Annotated in this window: 21 protein-coding genes; 12 read left to right on the top strand and 9 right to left on the bottom strand. The window is 43.0% G+C overall.

Features of this window, described 5'->3' with window-relative positions; translation table 11 throughout:
• Positions 1-41: 41 nt before the first annotated feature.
• Together BW980_RS02595 and BW980_RS02600 are read left to right on the top strand one after the other, a co-directional pair.
• Entirely contained in the window at positions 42-635 is a 594-nt protein-coding gene (locus BW980_RS02595) for a 3-keto-disaccharide hydrolase (protein ID WP_076453380.1), read from the top strand.
• A 317-nt stretch (positions 636-952) separates the two neighbouring features.
• The gene (locus BW980_RS02600; RefSeq protein ID WP_076453381.1) at positions 953-2,083 is read left to right on the top strand and encodes a toxin-antitoxin system YwqK family antitoxin; all 1,131 of its coding nucleotides are present in this window, start codon (positions 953-955) and stop codon (positions 2,081-2,083) included.
• 54 nt (positions 2,084-2,137) lie between these two features.
• Here the strand turns inward: BW980_RS02600 and BW980_RS02605 are convergent, their stop codons facing one another.
• The gene (locus BW980_RS02605; protein ID WP_076453382.1) at positions 2,138-3,184 is read right to left on the bottom strand and encodes an endonuclease/exonuclease/phosphatase family protein; all 1,047 of its coding nucleotides are present in this window, start codon (positions 3,182-3,184) and stop codon (positions 2,138-2,140) included.
• 121 nt (positions 3,185-3,305) lie between these two features.
• On the opposite strand from BW980_RS02605, the gene BW980_RS02610 reads away from it, so the two are divergent.
• Together BW980_RS02610 and BW980_RS02615 are read left to right on the top strand one after the other, a co-directional pair.
• On the top strand, positions 3,306-6,035 hold the full coding sequence (locus tag BW980_RS02610; RefSeq protein ID WP_076453383.1) for a peptidase associated domain and porin domain-containing protein: 2,730 nt from the start codon (positions 3,306-3,308) through the stop codon (positions 6,033-6,035).
• Between the two features lie 10 nt (positions 6,036-6,045).
• A complete protein-coding gene (locus BW980_RS02615; RefSeq protein WP_076453384.1) occupies positions 6,046-7,425 on the top strand; it encodes a DUF5689 domain-containing protein in 1,380 nt (459 codons plus the stop codon).
• Between the two features lie 6 nt (positions 7,426-7,431).
• On the opposite strand, the gene BW980_RS02620 is transcribed toward BW980_RS02615, so the two are convergent.
• The 3 genes from BW980_RS02620 to BW980_RS22120 are packed head-to-tail and all read right to left on the bottom strand — an operon-like array spanning position 7,432 to position 10,495.
• Positions 7,432-7,827, bottom strand: a complete 396-nt coding sequence (locus BW980_RS02620; RefSeq protein WP_076453385.1) for a response regulator — start codon at positions 7,825-7,827, stop codon at positions 7,432-7,434.
• Positions 7,828-7,884: 57 nt separating this feature from the next.
• Complete coding sequence (locus BW980_RS02625) at positions 7,885-8,301, bottom strand: response regulator (protein ID WP_076453386.1); 417 nt, start codon at positions 8,299-8,301, stop codon at positions 7,885-7,887.
• Positions 8,282-10,495 carry a PAS domain S-box protein gene (locus BW980_RS22120; protein ID WP_083690326.1) on the bottom strand — a complete coding sequence of 738 codons (2,214 nt, stop codon included), beginning with the start codon at positions 10,493-10,495 and terminating at the stop codon, positions 8,282-8,284. The genes BW980_RS02625 and BW980_RS22120 overlap by 20 nt, the downstream gene beginning before the upstream one ends.
• Before the next feature lie 349 nt (positions 10,496-10,844).
• Here BW980_RS22120 and BW980_RS02645 point away from each other — a divergent pair, with 349 nt between their 5' ends.
• The 4 genes from BW980_RS02645 to BW980_RS02660 all read left to right on the top strand — a co-directional run bounded on the left by BW980_RS02645 (position 10,845) and on the right by BW980_RS02660 (position 14,376).
• Positions 10,845-12,335 (top strand): catalase, encoded by a 1,491-nt coding sequence (locus BW980_RS02645; RefSeq protein ID WP_076453387.1) that lies wholly within the window; start codon positions 10,845-10,847, stop codon positions 12,333-12,335.
• Between the two features lie 155 nt (positions 12,336-12,490).
• Positions 12,491-12,964 carry an ankyrin repeat domain-containing protein gene (locus BW980_RS02650; RefSeq protein ID WP_076453388.1) on the top strand — a complete coding sequence of 158 codons (474 nt, stop codon included), beginning with the start codon at positions 12,491-12,493 and terminating at the stop codon, positions 12,962-12,964.
• 12 nt (positions 12,965-12,976) lie between these two features.
• A complete protein-coding gene (locus BW980_RS02655; RefSeq protein ID WP_076453389.1) occupies positions 12,977-13,591 on the top strand; it encodes an NUDIX hydrolase in 615 nt (204 codons plus the stop codon).
• A gap of 8 nt (positions 13,592-13,599) precedes the next feature.
• Entirely contained in the window at positions 13,600-14,376 is a 777-nt protein-coding gene (locus BW980_RS02660; protein ID WP_076453780.1) for an amidohydrolase, read from the top strand.
• On the opposite strand, the gene BW980_RS02665 is transcribed toward BW980_RS02660, so the two are convergent.
• Complete coding sequence (locus BW980_RS02665) at positions 14,360-15,919, bottom strand: Ig-like domain-containing domain (protein WP_317042169.1); 1,560 nt, start codon at positions 15,917-15,919, stop codon at positions 14,360-14,362. The two genes, BW980_RS02660 and BW980_RS02665, sit on opposite strands and share 17 nt — an antisense overlap.
• A gap of 89 nt (positions 15,920-16,008) precedes the next feature.
• Positions 16,009-16,716: a ComF family protein gene (locus tag BW980_RS02670; RefSeq protein ID WP_076453781.1), complete on the bottom strand. Its 708-nt coding sequence runs from the start codon at positions 16,714-16,716 to the stop codon at positions 16,009-16,011.
• Between the two features lie 57 nt (positions 16,717-16,773).
• Between BW980_RS02670 and BW980_RS02675 the strand changes: the two genes are divergently transcribed.
• Together BW980_RS02675 and BW980_RS02680 are read left to right on the top strand one after the other, a co-directional pair.
• A complete protein-coding gene (locus tag BW980_RS02675) occupies positions 16,774-17,670 on the top strand; it encodes a hypothetical protein (protein ID WP_013992786.1) in 897 nt (298 codons plus the stop codon).
• Between the two features lie 37 nt (positions 17,671-17,707).
• Positions 17,708-19,258, top strand: a complete 1,551-nt coding sequence (locus BW980_RS02680; protein ID WP_076453391.1) for a glycine--tRNA ligase — start codon at positions 17,708-17,710, stop codon at positions 19,256-19,258.
• Here the strand turns inward: BW980_RS02680 and BW980_RS02685 are convergent.
• Positions 19,255-21,336: a TonB-dependent receptor family protein gene (locus BW980_RS02685; RefSeq protein WP_076453782.1), complete on the bottom strand. Its 2,082-nt coding sequence runs from the start codon at positions 21,334-21,336 to the stop codon at positions 19,255-19,257. The genes BW980_RS02680 and BW980_RS02685 overlap by 4 nt on opposite strands.
• An 86-nt stretch (positions 21,337-21,422) precedes the next feature.
• On the opposite strand from BW980_RS02685, the gene BW980_RS02690 reads away from it, so the two are divergent.
• Positions 21,423-22,190, top strand: coding sequence for an exodeoxyribonuclease III (locus tag BW980_RS02690; RefSeq protein WP_076453783.1), 768 nt, complete (start codon positions 21,423-21,425; stop codon positions 22,188-22,190).
• Positions 22,191-22,320: 130 nt separating this feature from the next.
• On the top strand, positions 22,321-23,361 hold the full coding sequence (locus BW980_RS02695; RefSeq protein WP_076453392.1) for an NADP(H)-dependent aldo-keto reductase: 1,041 nt from the start codon (positions 22,321-22,323) through the stop codon (positions 23,359-23,361).
• 128 nt (positions 23,362-23,489) lie between these two features.
• On the opposite strand, the gene radA is transcribed toward BW980_RS02695, so the two are convergent.
• Positions 23,490-24,851 carry a DNA repair protein RadA gene (gene radA / locus BW980_RS02700; protein ID WP_076453393.1) on the bottom strand — a complete coding sequence of 454 codons (1,362 nt, stop codon included), beginning with the start codon at positions 24,849-24,851 and terminating at the stop codon, positions 23,490-23,492.
• Between the two features lie 69 nt (positions 24,852-24,920).
• Complete coding sequence (locus BW980_RS02705) at positions 24,921-26,063, bottom strand: alpha/beta hydrolase (RefSeq protein WP_076453394.1); 1,143 nt, start codon at positions 26,061-26,063, stop codon at positions 24,921-24,923.
• Positions 26,064-26,066: the final 3 nt, after the last annotated feature.

Consider the following 26,066-nt stretch of genomic DNA (forward strand, 5'->3'; position numbering starts at 1 on the left):
TAGGTGAATATCACTTTTAAAACCAACTTAAATTTTATAATATGAAACATATTGCCCTAGCTGTATTGCTGCTTTTTACGTTCACGACCTTTGCTCAAGAAAAAGAACTTTTTAATGGGAAGGACCTTGAGGGGTGGACCGTCTATGGCACGGAAAAATGGTATGTAGAAGACGGCCTGTTGATCTGCGAAAGTGGTCCCGATAAACAATATGGTTATTTGGCAACGGATAAGCACTACAAAAATTTTGAGTTGACCTTAGAATTTAAACAAGAGGCCAACGGTAATAGTGGTGTCTTTATTCGCTCAACGGTCGATGGTACCAAGGTAAGCGGTTGGCAGGTAGAGGTAGCTCCTCCCGGCCATAGTACTGGAGGGGTGTACGAATCATACGGTCGTGGCTGGTTGATAAAACCTGAAGCCGGGAAAGATAAAGCCCTAAAAATGGGTGAATGGAATACCATGAAAATTAGGGTCGATGGAGACAACATTACCTCATGGTTGAACGGTACCGAAATGATTACGCTTACCGATAAGACTATTGGTGCAGGAGAAGGTTCTGTAGCACTCCAAATTCACGATGGTGGTGGTATTAAAGTGAAATGGAGAAATATTAAGATTAAAACACTTCAATAAAAATTAGTCTGCAGGTTTGGCTTGATGCTCTGCAGAGAGCGGAATAATCAAATGATTTTTAAGTAGAATCGCATTTGGTCAATGTCTCGAAGGTAGGGTCTTCTCGGTGAACTTTTAAATGCTGGTAAAAATTATTTTTTTACTAGAAGCCCTAAAATATTTTCAGACATTAAGACGTTATCGAATAGGTGTAAGCAGAATAAACTTACACCTATTTTAGTTTTTTATGTCAAATTTTTAAAGGAAGAACAAAGGTGTTGTTCGGCTTTTATTATTTACAGACCTTTTTATAAATACTAGATAATTGTAATCTTATTATGAAATTCGATAGTAAAAAATCACCTAAAGGTATTTTGGTTTTATTTTTAGTAATGTTCGTAACGACCGTGTCTATTGCCCAGAAGAACGGGGCAAAGACTATAGAGTATGTGCGTACGGCTAAATTTGGGAAGGAAATCGTTTATTATGGGGAAAACAATGAGGTACTCAATGGTACTTTCAAAATAGCCGAAAGGTCTGGTGCTTACAGTGAAGCCAATTTTATAGATGGAAAACCGGATGGAAAATGGATGGCTTATGATAGTTCTGGGAGACTTGAGTTTTACTCTACTTTCGTTATGGGAGTGGGTAATGGCAAAGGGGAATCGTACGCCCAAGATGGTAGTGTTCTTAATACATATATGTATAAAAATGGGGAAAACGACGGAGAATGGACCTATCGAAATGCCAAGGGAGTATATAAAATAGAGAATTACAAAGAAGGTTCAAAAGAGGGAAAATGGACCAGTATTACTCGAGATTCTAACGGTAAGGTAACTTCAACGACAACGGAGTATTATAAGGCAAATCAACCAACTGGTAAATGGGAGCGTAAAAATGGAGAGGGTAAGACGATTTGGTTAAAAGTCTATACGGGGCCCAAATCATATGCCGAAACCGAATATTTTGAAAATGGAAAAGTGCGATCCTTGGAGACTTATGCCGATGGCAAGCGAAACGGTAAACAGGAATCGTACTATGCTAACGGCTTTAAAAAAGAAGAATCCAAATACGATCAGGGTCTCAAGGTGATGGAAAAAAAGTACCATGACAATGGTAAATTGGCCTTTTCCGCTACTTACAATGCTAATGGGCCTATTGGGGTTAGGGAGGAATACAATAAGAAGGGTATAAAAACAAGGCATACCCCTTATGATGACGGACGTTTGCAAGGCGTAGATATTACCTATAATTTCAATACGGGAAACAAATATGTTGAAAAAGAGTATAAGGATGGCATCGTTGATGGTATCTATAAGGAATATTATCCTAATGGGGAATTAGCCACCGAAGGGCAATATGTCAAGGGGCAGCGAGAAGGAAAATGGAAGTATTACAAAGCGGGAAAAGTAACAAGGGAGATTCAATTTAAAAACGACAGTCAAGTTTCCGAAAAAAGATTTGATTAGTAGCCGCTCCTATTGTTGAACATTGGGTAAGCTATACGATTTTCTAGTGCTCTGTTAGGGATGCAATACCGGTTTGATCAAATAAATATAGACCGGAAAATGGTCCGAATACCCGCCCGTGTAGCTGCCTCCCGAATAGGTTCGTTTGGGGTATCCCTTGTATCGGCCCTTTTTCGTAACCAAGTAAGGAGCGTTAAAAATCCCTGCTTTCCAAAACGTATAACTCCCTTCTAAAGGTTGCAAAAGGTTTTGGGTAAAGAATATCTGGTCAAACAAATTCCATTGGTCCCTATAGGCCAAAGAACCTATTCCTTTTTTGTATATTTTTTCCATGGGGTTGTATAGATCCTTACCTTCCAGTTGACTGACTTTTCCAACGGTTTTGAGTACTTTTTTAAAGCTGTCGTTGGTAGGGTCATCGTTAAAATCGCCCATGCTTATAATTTTGGCATTCGCGTCTAGCCGCTGAACCGAATCTATAATATGTTTGTTGAGTTTGGCGGCGGCCATCCGGTTGGGTCTACTTCTCGCTTCTCCCCCGCTACGGGAAGGCCAATGGTTTACGATAAAAAATAGCTGCTCGTCATCCAATAGACCGCCGACTATGAGTTGGTCTCTAGTGTAGTTTCTTTCGCCATCTTCATTGATCAATACCAAACGATGACTTGAAGATGAGGTGGGCAAGAAGGCCTTCTTTTTGTAGAGTAGGGCAACATCTATACCTCGTTCGTCGGGCGAATCGTAATGTACGACGCCGTAATCTTTTGTAATCAAATTTGGGTGATGTAATAGGTCTTCTATAACCTTTCGGTTTTCGACTTCACAAACACCAATGATATCGGGTGAAGTCTTACTGGTGCTAGATCCGATTTCCGATAATACGCGGGAAAGGTGGTCGAGTTTTTTTCTATAACGTTCATGGGTCCATTGATCTTTTCCTTCGGGTGTGCGGTCGTCATCGAATGTAAGACTGTCGTTTTCGGTGTCGAATAGGTTTTCCAGATTGTAGAATGCAATGGTGCGAATACGGTAGGGTTTGTTTTGCTGTGAATTGGCCAAGAATACGAGCAAAAGAAAAACTAGGGTAATTCTAAATTTCATAGTATCAGTGATATAAAAAAATCATTTAACGAAAAAACAGTTTTTGTTGTAGGGTATTTTTGTAGGAATTTAGAAAATTTTTATATATTGAAAGGGTTTGTGGAATATTAAATCTTGGTGAATGCGATTTTCTTTTGTCGCTTTTTTCATGGTTTTCTGCTATGGTCCCGTGTGGGCTCAAACAAGCTTTTCCGTAGAGGGAAAAATTGTCTCCCGTCGGTCGGAATTGCCAATCACCAATGCTCAAATTGGTCTTGAGGGACTTCTGATATCTACCCAAGTGGATGACCAAGGAAGGTTCGGGCTTAAGGTTCCCGACGCAGGCGAATATATTCTAACGATTACGGCCGCCGACTATTCGGTAAAACGGCTTCCTATTTCCATAGAAAATGAAGATATTGATTTAGGGGCGCTTTATTTAGAAGAGGATATTCGGGTGGAACAAGCCGATAACCTCATTTCCTTGAGTGATTCCGAGCTGTTGGATGATGAGGTCAGCTCAAATTCTTCGGCCTTACTAAGGGCTACTAGAGATGTATTTCTTAATAGGGCCGCCTTTGATTTTGGACAAGCTTTTTTTCGTGTGCGGGGCTATGATTCGCAATACGGAAAAGTACTCTTGAACGGAATCGACATGAACAAATTTTATGATGGCAGGCCCCAATGGAATAATTGGGGCGGAATGAACGACGTAACACGAAACCAGCAGTTCTCAAATGGCCTGGAAGCATCCGATTATACTTTTGGGGGTATTTTGGGGAGCACCAATATAGATACACGTCCTTCCGGTTTACGGCCGGGCACCAGATTATCCTCTTCATATTCCAATCGAACCTATGCCGGTCGCCTTATGGCTACTTATACATCGAGACTCCATAAAAATGGTTTGGCCTATACGGTGTCAGGTTCGAGAAGATGGGCGAAAGAAGGGTATATAGATGGAACCTTGTACGATGCTTTTTCGCTTTTTGGCGCTGTGGAATATCAGTTCGACCAACACCATAGTATTGCGCTAACTGCGCTATGGGCGTCAAATCGTAGGGGGCGTTCGTCGGCTATTACCCAAGAGGTTTTTGATTTAGGGGGTAGTACATACAACCCTTATTGGGGAGAACAAGACGGCGAGATCCGAAATTCTAGGGAGCGTATGATCGCAGAGCCCATCCTAATGTTCAACCATTACTTCAGTTCCGATAAATTTAATTTAAACACGGGCGTTGCCTATCAGTTCGGAACAAATTTTAGAAGTAGATTAGGTTACTTCAATACCCCGAACCCCGACCCGACATATTATCGCTACCTACCCAGTTTCTATATCAATAGTCCTATTGGTGCCAATTTTATCAGTGCCAATACGGTAAAGGAAGATTTTCTGAAAAATGCGCAAATCGATTGGGATCGGCTCTATAGCGCCAATGCACAGGGGCAGGCGGCCTATGTATTGTATGACGATGTTTCCGATGACACCCAATTGAGTTTCAATACCACTGGAAACCTGTCATTGACCGATGGGCTTTTTGCTGATTTTGGTGTGAGCTATAAGAATCTGGAATCTCACAATTATGCTAGGATCGACGATTTGCTGGGCGCGGATTATCATATGGATATCGACCCTTTTTCAAATACCTTGAACGATAGTAATGGTTCGGTCGAAAAACGGGAGAACGATGCGTTTGCTTATAACTATCGAATGACGGCCAATGCACTTGAATCATTTGTTCAGTTTAGGTATGAGCGCAAAAAATGGAATGTCTTTGCCTCCGCAAAGTATGCCGCTACCCAATACCGACGAAAGGGATTTTTTCTCAATGAGCGCTACCCCGATAGTTCATTGGGGGAAAGTGATGAAATTACATTCAATACCTATGGCCTTAAATCGGGCTTGGCCTATAAATTGACCGGTAGACACTGGCTTGCCGCACACGGGGCATACCTTGTGAAGCCTCCGGTATTGCAGAATGTTTTTGTCAACCCACGTGAGAATAATAGTGTCGTACCCGATATTCAGGCCGAAACGAATACGAGTCTAGATCTCAATTATTTTTTTCGCCTTCCCCAATTGACAGGAAGGCTTACGGGCTTTTATACCCGCTTTCAAAATACCACCGATGTAAATTTCTTTTTTGTCGATGCCGGCGTGGGGTCCGACTTCGTTCAGGAGGTGCTCACGGGTCTTGACAAGCTGCACATGGGCACCGAACTGGGATTGGAGTATCAAGTGTCGTCTTCTGTAAAATTAAGCGCTGTAGCGGCCGTAGGCAAATATGTCTATGCAAGTGACCCGAATGTAACGATCAATTTTGATACGGCGGGCAGGGAAGAGGATCTGATCAACCTAGAAGGTGCTGTTGATTTAGGTGTGGCCAAGATCAAAGATTACAAATTGGCACAGGGCCCGCAACAGGCCTACGCAATAGGTATAGAGTATCGTGATCCCAAATATTGGTGGGTGGGTGCAACAGCAAATTATTTGGCGAACAACTACACGAATATTTCTACGGTTTCCAGAACCCGAAGTTTTTATTTAAACCCTGAAACAAATGGGCCTTTTGTAGATGCTACGGAAGAAAATGTCGATAAATTATTGAGGCAAAAACCCTTGGACAGTTTTTATCTTCTCAATCTGGTCGGAGGCAAATCTTGGCTAAAGAAGGGAAAATATATCAGTGTTTTTGCCAGCATCAATAATGTCTTCGACGGTGTATTCAGAACAGGTGGATACGAACAAAGCCGCAATGGGAATTTCGGACAGTTCAAACAGGATAATTTGAGTGGCACTCCATCTTTTGCCCCAAAATATTGGTACGGTTACGGTCGCACTTATTTTTTGAACTTAGCGTACAGCTTCTAAAATATAGCAAATGAGAAATACATTTTGTTCGAAAGGATCCTTTTTGAAATTTTCGGTGCTTATGGTCGTTTGGCTTGCCGCTTGTGTGAAAAACCGCAGTTTCGATATGCCTCCTGTAGATTGTGTTTCCGATGTAAGGGCCAATGCAACTTATTCCGAAGTGAAAAACTTGTATAAGGGTGAGACGATCCAGATTCAAGATGACCTGGTCATAGAAGGCTTTGTCGTTTCTTCCGATGCGGCGGGTAATTTTTTTAGTGTATTGTATTTTCAAGATAGTCCCTCGAATCCGACACAGGGCTTTCAAATTGAGATCGACCTCCGTGATTCGCATTTGTTTTATCCCGTAGGCAGTAAGATCGGGATCAAATTAAAAGGCTTGTACTTAGGTAAGGGTAAAGATGTGTTCAAATTGGGAGGAAGTTTTATGTCTTTCGGGGATATTTCGGTAGGAAGACTGCCTGCGGCTGTCGTAAATGAACATATTTTCAGGTTCTGTAATGAGGATGCCGTCATCGAACCTACTCAGATAGCCATTTCGGATATAGAAAAAGAACAGACCAATACCTTAGTGACCTTGAACGATGTGGAGTTTGTAGAAAATGTATTGGGCCTGAATTTTGCTGAAGAAGGAGAGGAGACCGAACGTCTTTTAACGGATTGTGCCGATAACGAGATCGTGGTCTTGAATAGCGGTTTTTCCGATTTTCAGTCAGAGACGCTTCCCGACGGTAAGGGTAGATTAACGGGAGTTTTGTTACGTGAAAACAATAGTTATATGATGCGTATCCGGAACTTGGGCGATATCGATTTTGACCAAGAACGATGTGCTGAGTTAATAGATGAGTTTACTTCTGAACATATTCTTATTTCTGAATTGGCCGATCCCGACAATAATACTTCCGCCCGGTTTGTGGAGCTCCACAACGCTTCCGATGGGGCACTGAGCTTAAATGGATGGACGTTGGAACGATATACCAACGCAAATACCGAAGTGGGGTCAAAGATCGACTTGTCTCCGTTGACCATAGAGGCTGGCGGTTATGTGGTGATTTCCCCCAATGAAGTGGAGTTTGAGTCCGTTTATGGTTTTCCGCCCGATTTGGCCGTAGGTACAAATAGTCCGGCAGATTCAAACGGTGACGACAACCTGCGACTAATTGATCCCTTTGGGACCGTTATTGATGTTTTTGGGGTTGTAGGGGAAGATGGTTCTGGAACCGACCATGAGTTTGAGGATGGCAGGGCCGTACGGAAACCGGAAATTTCAAAGGGTAATACCACCTACGATTTCAATGAATGGCACATATTCAACGACTCGGGTGATGCAGGAACGACACGTCAGCCCCAAAAGGCCCCCGATGATTTTACCCCAAAGAATAAAGGTTGATGGCCGTTAGGGTAACAGAATACGTACTAGGGTTTCGGCGAACACCGGCTTAATAAGGTAGTTTTTCTCTAGATTGAAGGTTCTGGCCTTTTCAACATCTTGGTCGCTGATTGATGAGGTCATCATATAAATGGTCGGTTTTTCCTTGTCTTTAGGCCAAATCGCGTTCATCTGCGAGATAAAATCCCAACCGCCCATAACGGGCATGTTTATATCCAATAGAATAAAGGAGGGAAGTTCGGTACCTTCCTCTATCATTTTTTTGAAACCTTCAATAGCTTGAAGGCCATTTTCATAAATAAGGGGTTCTGGTATAGACTTCATGGATTGTAGCCCCCGTTTGAGGCCGAAAACCGCAATGGCGTCATCGTCTATGATACATATTTTTTTATAATTGCTCATTTTTTTGATATGGTTTGGATATGAAAATAGACTGGTTTTAGGTCATACCAAATAACATCAATTGATTCCACCGGTATTCTTGAGAATTTTGTGAAGATCCTCAATAGTGATGGGCTTTAGTATATAATTGTTGACAATGTCATATTCCTGAATTCTTGCAATATCACGAGGGTCTACTGACGAACTGATTATATAGATCAGAATATCTTCTTGGTTGTTGTTGGGCATTTCGGTGAAGTGGTCTAAAAACTCCCAACCGTTCATTATGGGCATATTTAGATCAAGAAAGATGACCGAAGGGAGTTCCTTTCCGTCATTGGTTATTTGCCGTAATCCTTCTATGGCGTCTTGGCCATTGTTGTAAACAATAATTTCATCGCTAAAATCGACCTCTTTCATAATGCGCTTGGTGCCATAGATGAAAATCGGGTCGTCGTCAATAATACAGACACTTCTAATTTTTGTAATGTTCATGGTTCTCAAAATAAAGTTTAAATGTACTGCCTACACCTACTGTGCTTTCGACCTCAATCTTTCCGTTCATGGCTTCTATTTGGTTTTTCGTAATGAACAAACCAATGCCTTTGGCGTCTTTATTGCGATGAAAAGTTTTGTACATGCCAAAGATTTTCTTTTGGTGTCGGGTCAAGTCGATGCCCATCCCGTTGTCTTTAAATGATATTATTATAGCATCGTGAGCTAACTCGGCACTTATTTGTATAAGTGGTTTTCTTTTGGGTGAACTGTATTTGAGCCCATTGGAAATTAGGTTAAGCACAATGCTGTCAAGATACGCCGGTATGGCTTTGATAGTCAAATTCCTAGGTATCTTAAGTTCAAAGGTAGCGTTCTTTTCCTGAATCAATTGACTAAGGTTGTTCTCGACATTTTTTAGTGTGTCGTATAAATTAACATCCTTCTTTTTTTCATGTGCCCCTATTTTTACTTGTACCACCTCGTTCAAATGCATTATGGTCTCATTAAGACCATCTGATGCGCCCCTTAGCATGGTCAACAGGTTCTTTCGTTCCTCATCGCTCTTCTCTTTGATCAAGAAATTGGTCAGCATAGATAAATTGCTTGAGTGTGACCGTAAGTTATGAGATACGATATGGGCAAAATTCAAGAGCCTTTCATTCTGTTCAGAAGTAATGTTTACTAAACGGGTCAGTTTCTTTTCCGTTCTTATTTGCGGGGAAATATCGGTGACCTGCGAGACATAGTGAAGTACTTTTCCGTTCATATCGGTAACCGCGGTTGCCGTTAAGATACCGTAAACGATGTGGCCGTTTTTGTGAATATACCTCTTTTCAAGTTTGTAGCTTGGTTTTAGGCCGTTGACAACTTGTTTTAATAAATGGACATCGTTTTTGAAATCATCGGGGTGGGTGATTTCTTGAAAACTCATTTCGGTCAATTCGTCCATAGTATAGCCAAGGCAGTCACATAGGCTCTGGTTGACCTTTTCAAAGGAACCGTCTAATGCAACAATGGCCATACCTGTGTTCGAATGCTCAAATGCGCCGTAAAAAGAATCTTCACTCTCTTTGAGCCTCATTTGGGTATTCTTCAATTCGGTAATGTCATAGTTGGCACCTACTATTTTTACGACCTTGCCGTTCGAATCTTTTTGCGTTACGCCAATGGCGCGCATATGCCGTATATCGCCGTTGGGCCAAACCGCCCTGTATTGGGCGTCTAAATTTTTTGTTCCCGATATGGCCTTGGCAATTTCAATGTCTCCATCCTTTCTGTCGTCTGGGTGAATACTATTTTGCCAAGTCTCATAACTCAGGTCGTTTGGGTTGTACTCTAATCCAAAAAGCCTGAACATAATATTGTCCCATACCATGGTCTTTGAAACTAGGTCGTATTCCCAAATGCCTACACCTGCTCCTTGGGTGGCCAAAGCAAGGCGTTCACTTACTTTTTTAAAACCAAGTTCAACTTTCTTTTTGTTATTGATATCTTGAAAGGTGCCGAATATCCTGACACATTTTCCATTGGCCATTTCTACCTCGCCCTTGGCCCTTACCCATATTTCGTTGCCCTTGGCGGTAACAAGAATGAGTTCCGTGTCCCAAGGTGTACCATCGGCAAAAGCGTTTGATATAAGTCGGGTAATTTCTTCCCGATGTATGCCTTCTTTGTAAAAATTGATAGCCGTTTCAATATAGGGTTGGAAATCATCAGGGACTTCGTGAATTTCTCTAGTGATGTCCGTCCAAAAAAGTTGGTTCGTAGATAAGTCAATTTCCCAGCCGCCGATGCGGCCAACACGTTCAGCTTTTGCCAAGATTTCTTCCCGTCGCTTTGTGTCGGTTACGTCTTCCAAAAGTATGATAAGGCCTCCGATTTCTCCGGAGTCATCCGTCCAAGCATTAATCTTCCATTTTAACCATTGAAGCGTACCATCAGGATAGATGAATTTTCGCCCTTCGCATATGTTTTTTGTTCCGTTTGCTAAGCATTCCTTCAATATAGACCTGAGGGCCTCTGGTGTACGGGGCAAAACATCAAGGTAATTTTTTCCGGTAAGTGAGCTTTGGCCTTTACAAAAATCATCTAGCCAGACTCGGGAATAGGCAACAAAGCGTAGCTCGGTGTTTAAAATGGCAACCGCGCTAGGGGAGTCTTTTATTAGGGATGTTATTGATAGTGTTTGCAAGTTGGGGGATTTATGTTAAAAATATAAGCGCTACACCTTGTTGTAAGAATTTACCGTCCCAACCGATATCTATATTCTAACATGAGTTATGTAGCTATAATCTAAAAAGATAGTAAAAAACTTTCTAATTTATATGAACAAAGCCTGAAAACCTTCAATAGGAGCAAATACATGTTCTATTAACGCGCTGCTTAACATCTTATTTAATAGTAAAAATCTATGTCAATATAATTTTTTAATATAAAAAGTTTATAGTTGTCTTTGTGTTTTAGGTAAATTTACAAATAGAATTGCTTGATTATCAATTTATTTACTCATTATACAACCTATATAAACAACAATTAGAACCATGAAGAAAAAACTAACTACATCAGCAGGAGCACCGGTATCTAATAACCAACGATCAAAAACCGCCGGGGAAAGAGGTCCGGTAGTCGTTCAAGACTACAAACTTTTAGAGAAACTTGCACATCAGAATAGGGAAAGAATACCCGAACGTGTAGTGCATGCCAAAGGTTGGGGCGCCATGGGCACCTTCACCGTAACACACGACATATCAAAATATACCTGTGCGAAAATATTTTCTGAGGTAGGAAAGAAGACCCCCGTTCTCTCAAGGTTTTCTACCGTGGCCGGGGAAATGGGCGCAGCCGATACCGAACGTGATGTTAGGGGGTTCTCGGTCAAGTTTTATACCGAAGAAGGCAATTGGGACATGGTTGGTAACAATACCCCTGTTTTCTTCTTAAGGGACGGTTATAAATTCCCCGATTTCATCCATACCCAAAAGAGACATCCTAAAACCAACTTACGTTCTCCGGAAGCCATGTGGGACTATTGGTCGCTTTCTCCTGAAAGCCTTCATCAAGTAACCATATTGATGTCGGACCGGGGTATTCCTATTACGCCAATGCATATGAATGGCTATGGCTCACACACCTATAGCTTTTGGAACAATGATGGCGAGCGGTTTTGGGTAAAGTTCCATTTCAAGACCCAACAAGGACATAAGCATTACACGAATGAAGAATCGGCGGAAATCATCGGTCAGACCCGGGAAAAGTATCAAGAAGAACTTTTTGGGGCCATTGAAGCGGGCAATTATCCGAAATGGACATTAAAAGTGCAGATCATGCCCGAAGCCGATGCCGAAAAAACACCCTATAACCCCTTTGACCTTACCAAGGTATGGCCACATGCCGATTACCCTTTGATCGAGGTGGGTGAACTAGAGTTGAACAAGAATCCCGATAATTATTGGCAGTTTGTTGAGAATGCGGCCTATTCGCCCTCGAATGTTGTGCCGGGTATAGGCTTTTCTCCTGACAAGGTATTGCAGGCCCGTATTTTTAGCTATGCCGATGCACACAGGTATCGTTTGGGAACCCATTACGAAGCATTGCCGGCAAACGCACCTATCAACGAACTGAACCACTATCATAAAGATGGGGCAATGCGCTTTTTTACCAATGATTTTGGTAATCCGGACGCGTATTATGAGCCTAATTCAAAAGGAGGGCCTGAAGAGGTGCCAAGTGCAGAGGAGCCGCCAATGAAAATAAGTGGTGATGTTATGCGATATGAAGAAAACGATACTTTGGGCGACTACAAACAGCCAGGAGATCTGTTCCGTATGTTCGATGAGGACCAAAGACAGCGTTTGTTCAATAATATTGCCACGGCCATGGAAGGCGTTTCCGAAGCAATAGTGCAACGTCAATTGAAACACTTTTACGCGGCCGACCCAGCTTATGGGGCAGGGGTTGAAAAAGCGCTAAGTGACCAAAAAGGAGGCCTCGACCCTAATTCAAATGTAAGACCTGAAGAGGTCGGGGCATAGTTCCTGAACCGAGCGGGGATTTGCAAAATAGAAATCCATTAATAAAACACTAGGGTCACGGTACATACCGTGGCTCTTTTGTTTAAATTTATAAAACGAAAGTTTATGGTTGAATGCCATAAGACAAATAAAGACAAATAAAGACAAGTGAGATTATGAGCGATAGGTTTTTTAATGAAATACGCCTGGGCAACCTAGAAGCGGTAACCCAAATGTTAAATGATAATCCCGAATTGGTAGATGCCATAGATCAAAGGGGCTCTACCCCCCTTATTTTGGCTACGTATTACGATCAAATAGGAATAGCCGAATTGTTGTTGGACAAAGGCGCTAAGATCGATGCCGTAGATGGGTCAGGGAACACCGCATTAATGGGGGTGTGTTTTAAAGGATTTGCGGGCATTGCCGAAATGTTGATCGAAAGAGGGGCGAATGTGAACGAACGGAATTCTATGGGGGCTACCAGCCTTATTTATGCCGCTACTTTCAATCGGCCGGAAATTGCCAAAATCTTGCTGGAACACGGGGCAGATACTACGGCTAAAGATGCTAGGGGCAACACGGCCCATGATCATGCGAAAATGCAAGGCGTGCCCGAATTGATCCAATTATTGGCCGCTGAGCTTTAATTTTGTGAGGGAATGAAGCAACTAGAGCAAATTAAACGTATAAAGGCGCTGGCGGAAACGGGACTAGTATATGCCGAAGATGAATACAACCGCGAACGCTATACCGAACTCAAACAGCTTGCCCTTGAACTTTTAGCCTCCGTAGCCGATAGGCCTTTGTCGGTTTTAGATGATTTTTATATGCCCGTTACGGATTATCCCACCCCTAAGGTCGATGTACGGGGATTGGTCCTCAACGAGAAAAATCAGATTTTGATGGCCAAGGAAAGCATAGACGGTAAATGGACCATTCCCGGTGGATGGGCGGAGGTAGGGTACTCTCCTTCGGCTTGCGTTATAAAGGAGGTAGAAGAAGAAACAGGGTTGATTACCAATGTGGTAAGGCTTATGGCCGTTTATGATAAGCAATCGCATCCGCATCCGCCACAGCCTTTTTATGTATATAAACTGTGTTTTTTATGCCGATTTAGCGGGGGAAAGCTTACGCCTGGTTTCGATATGCGTGGGGCCGCTTTTTTTGATATTGACGATTTGCCCGAAATTTCGAAAGACCGTATTTTGGTTTCCCAACTTAAACAATTGCATACCATGGCAATTGAAAATAAAACGGAAGTGTATTTTGATTGATGTTTTCTATGGATGAACTATTGAAAGTGGCCTTGGTGCAAACCGCATTGGTATGGGAAGACCCCCAAGCGAATCGATTGGAACTGGAAAGGAAATTAGGGGCCCTTACTTCAGACGTCGACCTGATCGTGCTTCCTGAGATGTTTACCACCGGTTTTACCATGAATCCGCAGCGCATAGGAAAGGAAGAAGGGCCAAAGACCCTTCATTGGATGAAAACGATCGCGCGACAAAAAAACGTCGCCATCACAGGTAGTTTGGTGTACTTCGATAATGCAGTCTATACCAACCGGCTCTTCTTTGTAGAACCTGATGGCACAACTTCGGTCTATGATAAACGGCACACCTTTACCCTTGCGGGGGAAGATAAGGTGTACCATTCGGGCAATGAACGTTTAATGGTGAGCTACAAGGGGTTTACAATTTGTCCGTTGATCTGTTATGACCTCCGTTTTCCCGTATGGGCCAGAAATACCGAAGACTACGATGTTTTGCTCTATGTGGCCAATTGGCCGGAGCCGCGAATCAATGCGTGGGATGCTTTGCTAAAAGCAAGGTCTATTGAAAATATGGCCTATTGCATTGGTGTGAATAGAATCGGGGTTGATGATTCAGGGCATCAATACCCAGGGCATTCCGTGGTGCTTGATGGTTTGGGACAAGAGCTGGCGTTTAGCACAACTGAGGAAGTCGTGACCGCCACCTTGTCGAAAAAACATATAAAGGAAGTTCGCGACAAGCTAAAGTTCTTGAACGATAGGGATTCCTTTATTCTGGAAGGATAAAGGTTTGTTCCATTTCCCAATTGGCCCTTACCTCAATAATATCGGGGTAGTAGCTGATTTTTTCGGGTTGTTGTTTTTTTAGGAAATTACCGGTATCCCATTTTCCATTGCCATTGGCATCAAAAATGACCCGGACCAAGTATTTAGAAGGTTCGAGATGGTTGAATTCAAAAACTTTTGGCTCAGTGGCTATAATTTCCCTTTTTAAGGCGCCTTTTTCATCGGTCAACTGAATGATCAAAGGGTAATCTCCTCCTGTGATATTAAATCTTAAGTTTCCGTAATCGGCATAGCTTCCTGTAGATAGGTAGTATGATATCGTGTCATTCGATTGTCCGAATAAATCGCTGATGGCCCCGGGAAGAAGGTCTATTTGGTAGCTTTGGTTCGGTTCAATGGTAAAATCGATATCTATTTTATTCTCTACCGTGTCTAACTCGGTTTTGAAATTGACGGCAAGCGAATCTTGGTCCGTCATGAAAAACAAGGTTGAGTCGATTGCGGTGATAGGAGTGTTGGCCGCAATGAAGAAAGGGTCACTGAAGTTGAGCGTGCCGTTCTGATTGGGGCGCAATTGTAAAGAGTCGACACCTACTTTTCGACTCTTAACGGTAAAGGTGTCTATTACTTTTAATTTTTCGTTGGTAGCCGTAAAAACGATAGAATCCATTTCATAGGGCGTAAACCAAAAATTAAGGGTGTCTTTGTTTTTTTCTTTTAATATTTTGGTCTTTACGGTATCGGGTAAGACGGTTAAGGGCTTGATATCAACCCCCGAGGCATCCCCGTAATAACCGAAAATGATACGGTTTTTGGCCACTAAACTCGGTACGGACATACTGTAGTTGGGTACTTCCTTAAACAGGGTCAACACATAGGTAGAATCTGTGGGGAGGGTAATCGTGTCTTGAAGAAAGGCTATTTTGTCGACGTTTTGATCGAAGATATTATTTTTTGCCTCGTCTTTTAAGGCGAATAGTTTGTACTGTCCTTCCTTTAGGTTTTTCAATCTAAAAATAACGGCACTGTCCAAGGTGTTGGTGATATAGTTGGGTGGTTTTTTAAAGATGGTGGAATCGGTATAGGCCGTATCGATTTTGTAGAGCATCACGCTGATGAACTCGTCCGCTTTTTTCTTAAAGGCATCTTTTACCGCACCCGTAAGGGCAAGGGAATCGATATAGTCTCCCGTGGAAAAAACATAGGTTAGAAAACTACTGGGGTTGCCTTCGTTGTTGTCTTGGATACTTTGCCCGAAATTTAAGGTGTAGGTGGTGTTTTCGTGTAGGGTATCCTTGAATTTTATCTCAACGTATTTACTGGCCCCGCCCTGTGGTGTTATGTCGGGTTGGTATTTTAGCGGAGGCGAGACAATCAGTTGTTCCTGAATATCCTTTAACTTAATGAATTCATCAAAATAAAGACGAATACGGCTGGCCTTGAAGTTGGTAGTCATACTGTCGGGCTCCGTCTTGGTAAGCGTAGGTGGGGTAATATCTTTCGGACCACCGCTCGGGCTACCTCTTCGTGCGCACTGCCACAATACCGCAACGATTAAAAATAAAAATAAAAAAGACACAAAACGACGCACCATATTGCTCAACTATGACACAAAGAAACAACTAATTTTTCTTAATTCCATAACTTGTGTACTACGGCCATACTGGCTACGTACAAGGTGGTTCCCGGTGCTTTGGCCAACGCTCGGGCACACAGTTCCATAGTGGCGCCGGTGGTGATTACGTCGTCTACCAACAGAATATGTTTGTTCTTGATGAATTCAATATCGGTTACCGTATAAAGCACCTTGTCGCTTTGCCATCGTCCGATCCTGCTTTTTTTAGTCTGGGTTTTGGTATTTGCGGATTTGATCAAAATATGGTCGACATAGGCCGTTTTGAGGTGAAAGGCCAATCGCTTGGCGAAGGAGGCGACTTGGTTGTAGCCCCGTTTCTTTAATTTTTTTCGGTGGAGCGGAACAGGTATGACCATGTCGATGGTGTCGGTAAGCTCTTGGTTGTCTTTTAAGATCTGCCCGTACCAATCCCCTAGAAATGCGCCTATTTGCTCTTGATTTCTGTACTTTAGGTAGTGAATCAGTTCACGGACGATGCCCCTATTGGAGAAAAAAAGCATAGAACTGGCCTTTTTTATGTTAATTCTACCGTAAAATATACGGTCTACGGGGTTTTCATCGTTAAAAGAATAATCGGTAAGCGGCAAATCGTTTCGGCAAATGGTACAGAGGAGTTGCTCTCCTCCGTATAAATGAGCATTACATCCAAAACAGACCCGTGGAGCTAAGATTGAATTGATATCATTTAGTATATTTGTTAACATTTTAAACTTCAATTTCTTAGCCAAACCAAGCTTACTATAAAAGCCCAACACGCCCCAATGGACGTTCAAGATACTAAATTCAACTATAAAATAATACTTACTGCATTGGTTGCCGTTATAATAGGCATTTTGATAGCCTTTTATTACAGCTATGCCCAATCAAGAAGTCAAATTGCCTTTTTAGAGCAAGAAAAGGAACTGCTTGTAAAAGATTTGACCTTAATGAAAACCGACGTAGATCGGCTTTCGGCACTTAACGAGGTCAACGAAATAGAACTGGAAAGCTCTAAATATAGGGTGCAGCAATTGTTGGATTCTGTTGGGAGGTTGAACTTTACGGTAGAGAAGCTAAGGGAGTATAAAAGCGAGCTTAGGCGCTTAGAGGCCAAGAACGATAGCCTGAAGTTAAAGAACAATTTCTTGAAATATAACAACATGGTGTTGTCCGAGAAGTATCAAGAAACCAAAAAGCAGATAGAGTTACTGCGCGGAAAGAGCAGTTCTTTGGCCGAGGCCGAGGCTATGCAGCGCAAGAAAATAACCGAACTGAACAAAGAACTTAAGGCGAAGCGATACTTGGCCTTGAACAATCCCGAAGGAAGCGGTTTTCGCTTGCGTTCGGGCAAACCCATAAAAACGAACAAGGCTTCCTTGATCGAAAAATTACGCGGTTGCGTTACTGTAGCACCCGATGGCAATGAGCCTAATTCGGAAAAAGTCATCTATTTCCAGTTTTTGGATCCCAATATGCGCGTTCTGGAAGATAATGCCAATACCATTTCGGTCAACGGAAACATTTACAGTAAGAGGGTGCAATTTTTATTCAGTGGCGAAGAGACCAATATTTGCGACTTTATTACGCTTCCTCAAGGTTCTTTGAAGGAAGGGGTCTATAGGCTGAATATTTTTGAAAATCAAAAACTGCTCACTTCATCCGAATTTGAGCTAAAATAAATTTTCTGACATTGGGCTAATATCCTATTTTTGCCGCATGGCAAAACAAGAAGACGATTTTAAGAAAGTAATTTCCCATGCAAAGGAGTATGGGTACGTATTTCAATCAAGTGAGATTTACGACGGACTTAGTGCCGTTTACGATTACGCACAAAACGGTGCGGAACTCAAAAAAAATATAAGGGAGTATTGGTGGAAGGCCATGGTTCAGCTCAACGACAACATTGTCGGGATCGATGCGGCTATATTTATGCACCCCACTACTTGGAAGGCTTCAGGACACGTCGATGCTTTCAATGACCCATTGATCGATAACAAAGACTCTAAAAAAAGATATCGTGCCGATGTATTGGTCGAAGACCATGTGGCAAAAATCGAGGCCAAAATAGAAAAAGAGGTGGCTAAGGCGGCCAAACGCTTTGGTGATAAGTTTGACAAAGAACAGTTTTTGGCTACCAACCAAAGGGTGGTCGATTACCAAGAGCAAGCTACTTCCATTTTGAAAAGATTGGGAAGGTCTCTTGAAAACGAAGATCTTGCCGATGTCAAGAAGCTGATAGAGGAATTGGATATTGCCTGCCCTATGTCAGGTTCAAAGAACTGGACCGAGGTAAAGCAGTTTAACCTTATGTTCGGTACAAAATTAGGAGCGACGGCAGACAGCGCCATGGATCTGTACCTTCGCCCCGAAACCGCACAGGGTATTTTTGTCAACTTTTTGAACGTTCAGAAAACCGGACGGATGAAAATTCCTTTTGGGATCGCACAAACCGGAAAGGCCTTCCGAAACGAAATCGTTGCCCGTCAGTTTATATTCCGCATGCGTGAATTTGAACAAATGGAAATGCAATATTTCATTAAACCGGGTACGCAGCAAGAGTGGTACGAAAAGTGGAAGGAGACTAGAATGAAGTGGCACCTTTCATTAGGCCTTGGTGAAGATAACTATCGTTTTCACGATCACGAAAAATTGGCGCACTACGCCGATGCCGCTGCAGATATAGAATTCCGTTTTCCTTTTGGGTTCAAAGAACTGGAGGGAATTCACTCGAGAACCGATTTTGACTTGTCTAGCCATGAGAAGTTCTCAGGAAAAAAACTTCAGTATTTCGACCCTGAAACCAGGGAAAGCTATGTGCCTTATGTGCTAGAGACTTCTATAGGTCTTGATCGTATGTTCTTGGCGGTCTTTTCAAACTCTTTGGTCGAGGAAGAACTCGAGAACGGATCAACTAGAACCGTACTTAAGCTTCCTGCGGTCTTGGCACCGACCAAAGCGGCTATCTTGCCATTGGTGAAAAAAGATGGTCTGCCCGAAGTGGCCCACGAAATTATTGAGGACCTGAAATGGGATTTTAACGTGACTTACGATGAAAAGGATGCGGTAGGACGTCGCTATAGAAGACAAGATGCCAATGGTACTCCTTTTTGTATTACCGTCGATCACCAGACCTTGGAAGACCGAACGGTTACCATTCGTCATCGTGATTCTATGGAACAGGAACGTGTGTCCATTTCTAGCTTAAAAGAAATTATTCATAAAGCCGTAGATATGAAGGGTTGGCTTATGAAAATGCAGAAACTCTAGAGTTTCAGCTTAAGGTTAAGGCCCCCGTACCAGTTTCTTCCGTTTCCAGGGTAGAAGTACCGGGGCTCCCTTCCTCCAAAACCGGTAGCGTTTATAAGTACCGATTGGGCATATGCCGTATCAAAAATATTGTTCACGCCCAGGTTTAGGCCTAGGTCTAAACGGTCTGAAAGCTGCCTTCTATAGCCTATTTTTATGTGTGCGAGTTGAAAAGCGTCGCTGTATAGGCTGTTGGCGTCCGTCAATGAAATCTTATCCACATACTGGTAGGTCGTATTCCAGAAGAAGCCGTTCTTGAGCTGAATTTGCAAGCCAGAGCTAATTCGGTGTTTTGGTACGCCGGTCAAGGGGTTTCCCGAATAATCATTGTCGCCGTCAATGAATTCCACAAAACTAAAATCGCTGAGCGTATAGTTGAAAAATGGGCGTAGGCGTAGCTGGCGACCTATTTCTATGGTGTAGTTCAACTCTGAGTCGATACCTTGGTGTCGGGTGCTTCCGGCATTTTTTCCGATATATTGGTCTTCGCCAATCCGTTGGTCTACCAATAAGTTTTTTATGTTCATGCGGTAGAGGGCTATATTGATGTAGAGTTTCTTTTTTAAGAAATAAGTTTCTCCGCCCACTTCATAGTTTGTTCCCGTCTCTTGGGCAATATCTGGGTTGATCGCTCCATCCGGGGTCAGTGATTTTTCTAAACTGGGGTTTGAGAAGCCCCTACTTATATTGGCGAATATATTTAAGCCTGAGGGGAAGCGATAGTTGAGGTTTAGGCTAGGGAGGGCAATGGTATTGAATTCTCGTTTTGCACTTTTGTTTTGGCTTCCTAGGTTGAACTTATCGCGAAAATCATAATGGGTCTTGTTGATATTCAGGCCGAATTGGGCCTTAAAAGCTTCCGAAAGGGCTAGTGTGAGCGTTCCGAATACGTTGAATTGCCTTCTGAACTCTTTGTTGTCGCTAATGCGGCTTCCTTCTAGGCTTCCCTTACCATTGTTTTCCTCATATAAATTTTCAATTGTGGCCCACTGGTATTCATCTTTGTAAAGCTCTCCTCCAAAAGTGTATTCGGCTGGGCGCCGAAGTAGGTCGAATGTTCCGTAAAATCGGGTTCTAAAACCATAGCCGTTCGTGATCTCGTCTAGAATATTGAACGGTCTGGGTTCGTAGTGGTCGAGATAGGTGTAGAAGATACTGGTACTGTTTTTGAGATGGGAGCTGAGGTCATGGGTATACGATAGGCCTGCCAAGGTGTATTTGTTGGCTTCGTAGCCTTGGGCGGATTTCCAAGTGAAATCGGCTTGTTCCGGATTTGTTTCAAATGCCGTTTGGCCCAATGAACTTGGAATTTCTGCGGAATAATCGATATGGTTCAGTAAGATGGAAATCTTATGGTTCGGTTTGATTTTATAGGAAGCGTTCAAAAGGATACCGTCTCTTTCGAAGGCATTGTTTTCACGATAGCCATCGCTTTCCATATGTCCATATTGTAACTGAAGGGAAAGTTTGGGGTCGGTATGTGAAAATTTGAGGTTGTCTTTCAGAAGTCCGTAAGAGCCTACGGTAAGTTTGTTGTTCAAGAAAGTGATATCGGCCTTGCTTTCTTCGGAAATCAGTATGATGGCACCTCCAAGTCCTGCGCCATGAGCCGTGCCCTTAGGGCCTTTTATTACCTCAATGGCCTCTAGGTTTTCGAGGTCGTAGGCTTCAATGGTAGAGGCTCCTGTGCCATTGGTGACGGGAATATCGTTGTAGTAGAGGTGTAGCTTATCCGTGCCGAATTGTGAGCGGGCGCCGATGCCCCTAATGGTGATCCTGTTGGTATTGAGGGCTCCGGAAAGAACAAAGACCCCGGGAATTTGGTTGATGGCCGAAACCATGTCTACCGGACTGTAATTTTGAAAGGTTTTTGGTCCGATCAAGGTGGAGGCTACTACGCCTGTGGCACTTTTGACGGTGAGGGTGTCGGTCAGTACAATTTCATCAAGTACCGTAACACGGTCTTTTTGAAGGTCGTCTTGCGCGTGAATATGAAGAGGTAAAAGAAAAGAAAGGAAAACAAAAAAGAGATGCTTCATAAAGGCTTTTGTTGTGGAAATAGTAAAAATAGGAAACTTGGCGGCCATCTTTGTCAACAATGTGTATTTTCGTAAAAAGCTTACCCGTGAAAATAGTTTCGTATAACGTAAATGGCATTCGAGCCGCATTGAACAAAGGTTTTTTAGATTGGTTGCAAGCCGTAGACCCCGATGTAGTCTGTTTGCAAGAGATCAAGGCTATGGAAGAACAACTGGACCTTTCGCTTTTTGAAGAGGCGGGCTATAGTAATAATTACTGGTTCAGTGCCCAGAAAAAAGGTTATAGTGGTACTGCGATCTTATCAAAGAAACAGCCTGATGCGGTTCAGAAAGGGACAGGTATCGATTATATGGATTTTGAGGGGCGTAATATCAGGGCCGATTTTGGGGATATATCCATCATGAGCATGTATTTGCCTTCGGGGACCAACTTGGCTCGTTTGGAACATAAACTCATGTATATGGCCGACTTTCAAAAGTATGTCGATGAGCTTAGAAAGACCCACCCGAACCTTATTGTTTTGGGTGATTATAATGTTTGTCATCAGGCCATAGACATTCATGATCCGGTGCGCAATAAGAATGTTTCGGGCTTTTTACCGGTCGAGCGCGAGTGGATCGGTAATTTTATGGATAGCGGTTTTATTGACAGTTTCCGTCATTTTAATAAGGAGCCTGATAATTATACCTGGTGGAGCTACCGCGCCAATGCGAGGAACAATAATAAGGGGTGGAGGTTAGATTACGGAATGGTGGCCGAACCTTTGAAAGATAGGCTAACGCGCTCCGTGATACTTTCAGAGGCAAAACACAGTGATCATTGCCCTATTTTGGTCGAGGTGGAAACACCCTGAAGGAGCGTTTTTAGGCCTAATGAGGAAGACTGTGTGTCTTCGGATTTCCGGAAACATGCGATTCGCTTTGTTTGCTAACCTATGAATTGCTTAAATTTGAGACTTTTTCAATCAATACCCCAAAGAATACATGGAATATACTACTTTGCCCCACACCGATATTGAGGTCAGTAAAATTTGTCTCGGCACTATGACCTGGGGTAACCAGAATACGGAAGCGGAGGGTCATGAGCAGATGGATTTTGCCTTGGATAAAGGGGTCAATTTTTTTGATACGGCCGAACTGTACCCGGTTCCTGCGCACCCAGACCGTCATTCCGATACCGAAAAGATCATCGGTACCTGGTTTAAGAAAAATGGCAATCGCGACAAGGTGATTTTAGGAACTAAAATTGCTGGAAAAGCCGATTTTACGAAATTTATCAGAACCACAGGCTTTACACCTGACTCCATCCGTAGTGCGGTCGATGCCAGTTTAGAGCGTCTTCAGACCGATTATATCGATCTGTATCAACTGCATTGGCCGGAAAGGAATACCAATTACTTTGGAAAAAGAGGGTATACGCACGATGTTTCCGACCATTGGGAAGATAATATTCACCAAGTTCTTGAGACCTTGCGCGATTTGATACGCGAAGGGAAGATCAGGCAGGTGGGGATTTCGAACGAAACACCATGGGGAACCATGCGTTTTTTAACCGAAAGCAAGGTGCACGCCAGTTTGCCAAGGGCGATTACCATTCAAAACCCCTATAGCTTGTTGAACCGTCAATTCGAAGTGGGACTGTCGGAGATATCCATTCGCGAGAAAGTCGGACTTTTGGCCTATTCCCCTCTGGGTTTTGGTACCTTGTCGGGAAAATATTTAGGAGGTATGCAACCGGCTACGGCTAGAATTACCTTGTTCCCCAATTATAAGCGGTATAGTAGTGAGCAGGCGGTAAGGGCCACTGAAAAATATCATAAACTGGCCCAAGAACACGGGCTCTCAATGGCGCAAATGGCTTTGGCTTTTGTAAATACACGACCCTTCGTTACCAGTACCATCATTGGTGCTACCTCAATAGGGCAGTTAGATCAAAATATAGCAAGTATAGACTTGACCCTAAGTGAAGAGGTGCTTAAGGGCATAGATGAAATACATAACGCCATACCCAATCCGGCACCCTAAACCGTATTTATGTTTTTTTTAAAAGTAGGCCTTGGGCAATTGATCGTCATCGTTGCGGTCATCTTGATTATCTTGGTTACGGCCCGTATACTGCGTGATAAGAGATAGGGCAGGATGTAGTAGCGGGATTAGCCGAACAAAGCGCTGACCATATCTTCAATTTCGGAAACGAGATGGATTTCGATTTTCGTGTTCTTCAAGGTGATTTTGTTATTCTTGGAAACATATATTGATGTGAAGCCGAGTTTTTCCGCTTCCGAAATCCGTTGGTCTACCCGCTGTACAGGTCGTATTTCGCCTGCAAGTCCTACTTCCGCAGCAAAACACACCCCTTTTTCAATGGGTATATCCTCGTTGCTCGATAGTATGGCGGCGATGACCGCAAGGTCTATGGCAGGGTCGTCTACAGATATTCCTCCGGTAATATTCAAAAAGACATCTTTCGCCCCTAATTTGAATCCGGCCCTTTTTTCAAGCACGGCCAATAGCATATTGAGCCGTTTGGCGTTATAGCCTGTGGTAGAGCGTTGAGGTGTACCGTAGACGGCCGTGCTCACCAGGGCTTGTATTTCTATCATCAGGGGGCGCATACCCTCTACGGTGGAGGCTATGGCCGTTCCGCTTAATCCTTCGTCGTTTTTGGAAATCAATATTTCGGAAGGGTTGTTGACCTGTCTGAGTCCTCCTCCCTGCATTTCGTAGATGCCTAGCTCGGCCGTTGACCCGAAGCGGTTCTTTAGGGCCCTAAGAATACGGTATACGTAGTTTCGGTCACCTTCAAACTGCAATACGGTGTCGACCATGTGTTCCAGGATCTTTGGTCCTGCAATAGAGCCATCTTTGGTAATGTGTCCAATTAAAATGACAGGGGTATTGGTCTCTTTGGCAAATTTGATGAGTTCAGCGGTGCATTCACGTACCTGCGATATGCTTCCCGCAGCCGATTCTATATAATCGGAATGAAGGGTTTGAATGGAGTCGATAACGACAATATCGGGTTCGGTAGCCTCTATTTGCCTGAAAATGTTTTGGGTCTTGGTTTCGGTTAAAATGAAACAGGTTTCGCTGTTGGGGAGGATTCTATCCGCCCTCATTTTGATTTGTTTTTGGCTTTCTTCCCCTGAAACGTAAAGCGTTCTATACGGAAGTTTTAGTGCGATCTGCAAAAGCAAGGTACTTTTGCCTACGCCGGGTTCGCCTCCCAGTAAAACCAATGCCCCTGGAACGAGTCCCCCTCCCAGAACACGGTTGAATTCTAGGTCAAAAGTGTTTAGGCGAAGCTCCTTGTCCGTGCTAATTTCGTTGACACGTAAGGGTTTGGCTATTTTTGAAACAGTTGTAGTGTTTGCCTTCCAGCTTGTTTTTTCTTCCTTTTGAATGACTTCCTCAACTACGGTATTCCATTCTTTACAAGCGGAACATTGTCCCACCCATTTGGCGTATTGAGTGCCGCAGTTCTGGCAGAAAAAGGCTGTTTTTGTTTTGGCCATACTTACATTTTAAGTTGGCCTTAAAGGTAAAACTTTGTTTGATATTTGCGGGGTGTACCTTGTTGTTATTTAGTATCCGAAATCAGCCTTCAAGGCATCGATTTTTTCCAAGGCCATCTCTTTGGTCAAGAAATCTATTTCATCCATGGCAAAGGCCTTTTCAAAAGTTTTGAAGGCTTTTTTGGGTTCGCCTATTTGCTCGTAGTATTCTCCCTCAAAATAGAAGCCCATCATGGTTTCCGGAAACTCTTTTTTGCAAAGGTCGGCAAGAGGTTTTAAGGACTCTACATCTTCCTTTTTTCGGCATGCGGCATATATGGCCATAATGTCGTTAAGGTCTACTGTTTTTTTGAATCCGAATAAATCTTCTATGCTTTGATACTTGGTCTCTAAATATTGAAATGCAGGGTCTTCGGAAGTCAATATTTGCGTTTTGTACTCTTTTGGACTAATAGGCTTGAACATACCGAAAATGTTGTCGAATGCCTTTCCTAGTCCGTAAGTGGCTATAGAAATATGGTCGGCGCCTTCGTATTGTAGAAAAGTGTAATGGAGCGATTCTTTGTCAATGGCCTTAATGGCCTTGTCCATTTGAAGAATGCGCGAGGTATTTTTGTTTTTTTCGGTTTCGACTATCAGCTGATAGAATATTTGTTTGTCAAAAGAGGCCAAGCGAGCGGGCACCCTGGTTTCCATTTCGGGGGCCAGGTCGGGTGATATGTTTATGTAGGCGTTGAAGAGGGAATTCTCTTTAAATAACCAGTAGTTGGTGAAATTGGCCGTAATATCATATCCGACGATCATTTTAAACGGGGCTGTGCTATAGGTGAGATCGAGGAAGGGTATCATTTCCATTCCCAAAAATTCAAAGAAATTTTTGGCTTTTTCAGAAGGGAGTCCGGTGTCTGGTTCATAGGCGCAATCGTCAAGGCGAATGCTCTTCTTGCCTTGTTGTATACCTACGATGATACTGGCCGGCATACCGTGGAATTTATTGTAAAACTTAGCGTTGGCCACTACCTGGTCGAAGAGGTATTCACCATCTAGTACCACGATTAGGGGGTATTTCTTTTCTTTGTCGTAATCTTCTGGAATGTAATACTTTACATCTCTTCGTTCTTGTAACTTGAACGATTCAAAAATTTCTTGGGTAACCTGGGCATTCAGGCTAACGCATAGTAGGCATGCAAAAAAAGTAAGTTTGCGTAACATGGT

This window comes from Zobellia uliginosa (genome assembly GCF_900156625.1).
Lineage (GTDB): Bacteria > Bacteroidota > Bacteroidia > Flavobacteriales > Flavobacteriaceae > Zobellia > Zobellia uliginosa.

What these genes read in the sequence shown, in the direction of transcription:
- BW980_RS02595 (WP_076453380.1), top strand. Translation starts at nt 42, where the DNA reads ATGAAACATATTGCCCTAGCTGTATTGCTGCTTTTTACGTTCACGACC.
- BW980_RS02600 (WP_076453381.1), top strand. Translation starts at nt 953, where the DNA reads ATGAAATTCGATAGTAAAAAATCACCTAAAGGTATTTTGGTTTTATTT.
- BW980_RS02605 (WP_076453382.1), bottom strand. Translation starts at nt 3,184, where the DNA reads ATGAAATTTAGAATTACCCTAGTTTTTCTTTTGCTCGTATTCTTGGCC.
- BW980_RS02610 (WP_076453383.1), top strand. Translation starts at nt 3,306, where the DNA reads ATGCGATTTTCTTTTGTCGCTTTTTTCATGGTTTTCTGCTATGGTCCC.
- BW980_RS02615 (WP_076453384.1), top strand. Translation starts at nt 6,046, where the DNA reads ATGAGAAATACATTTTGTTCGAAAGGATCCTTTTTGAAATTTTCGGTG.
- BW980_RS02620 (WP_076453385.1), bottom strand. Translation starts at nt 7,827, where the DNA reads ATGAGCAATTATAAAAAAATATGTATCATAGACGATGACGCCATTGCG.
- BW980_RS02625 (WP_076453386.1), bottom strand. Translation starts at nt 8,301, where the DNA reads ATGAACATTACAAAAATTAGAAGTGTCTGTATTATTGACGACGACCCG.
- BW980_RS02645 (WP_076453387.1), top strand. Translation starts at nt 10,845, where the DNA reads ATGAAGAAAAAACTAACTACATCAGCAGGAGCACCGGTATCTAATAAC.
- BW980_RS02650 (WP_076453388.1), top strand. Translation starts at nt 12,491, where the DNA reads ATGAGCGATAGGTTTTTTAATGAAATACGCCTGGGCAACCTAGAAGCG.
- BW980_RS02655 (WP_076453389.1), top strand. Translation starts at nt 12,977, where the DNA reads ATGAAGCAACTAGAGCAAATTAAACGTATAAAGGCGCTGGCGGAAACG.
- BW980_RS02660 (WP_076453780.1), top strand. Translation starts at nt 13,600, where the DNA reads ATGGATGAACTATTGAAAGTGGCCTTGGTGCAAACCGCATTGGTATGG.
- BW980_RS02670 (WP_076453781.1), bottom strand. Translation starts at nt 16,716, where the DNA reads ATGTTAACAAATATACTAAATGATATCAATTCAATCTTAGCTCCACGG.
- BW980_RS02675 (WP_013992786.1), top strand. Translation starts at nt 16,774, where the DNA reads ATGGACGTTCAAGATACTAAATTCAACTATAAAATAATACTTACTGCA.
- BW980_RS02680 (WP_076453391.1), top strand. Translation starts at nt 17,708, where the DNA reads ATGGCAAAACAAGAAGACGATTTTAAGAAAGTAATTTCCCATGCAAAG.
- BW980_RS02685 (WP_076453782.1), bottom strand. Translation starts at nt 21,336, where the DNA reads ATGAAGCATCTCTTTTTTGTTTTCCTTTCTTTTCTTTTACCTCTTCAT.
- BW980_RS02695 (WP_076453392.1), top strand. Translation starts at nt 22,321, where the DNA reads ATGGAATATACTACTTTGCCCCACACCGATATTGAGGTCAGTAAAATT.
- radA (WP_076453393.1), bottom strand. Translation starts at nt 24,851, where the DNA reads ATGGCCAAAACAAAAACAGCCTTTTTCTGCCAGAACTGCGGCACTCAA.
- BW980_RS02705 (WP_076453394.1), bottom strand. Translation starts at nt 26,063, where the DNA reads ATGTTACGCAAACTTACTTTTTTTGCATGCCTACTATGCGTTAGCCTG.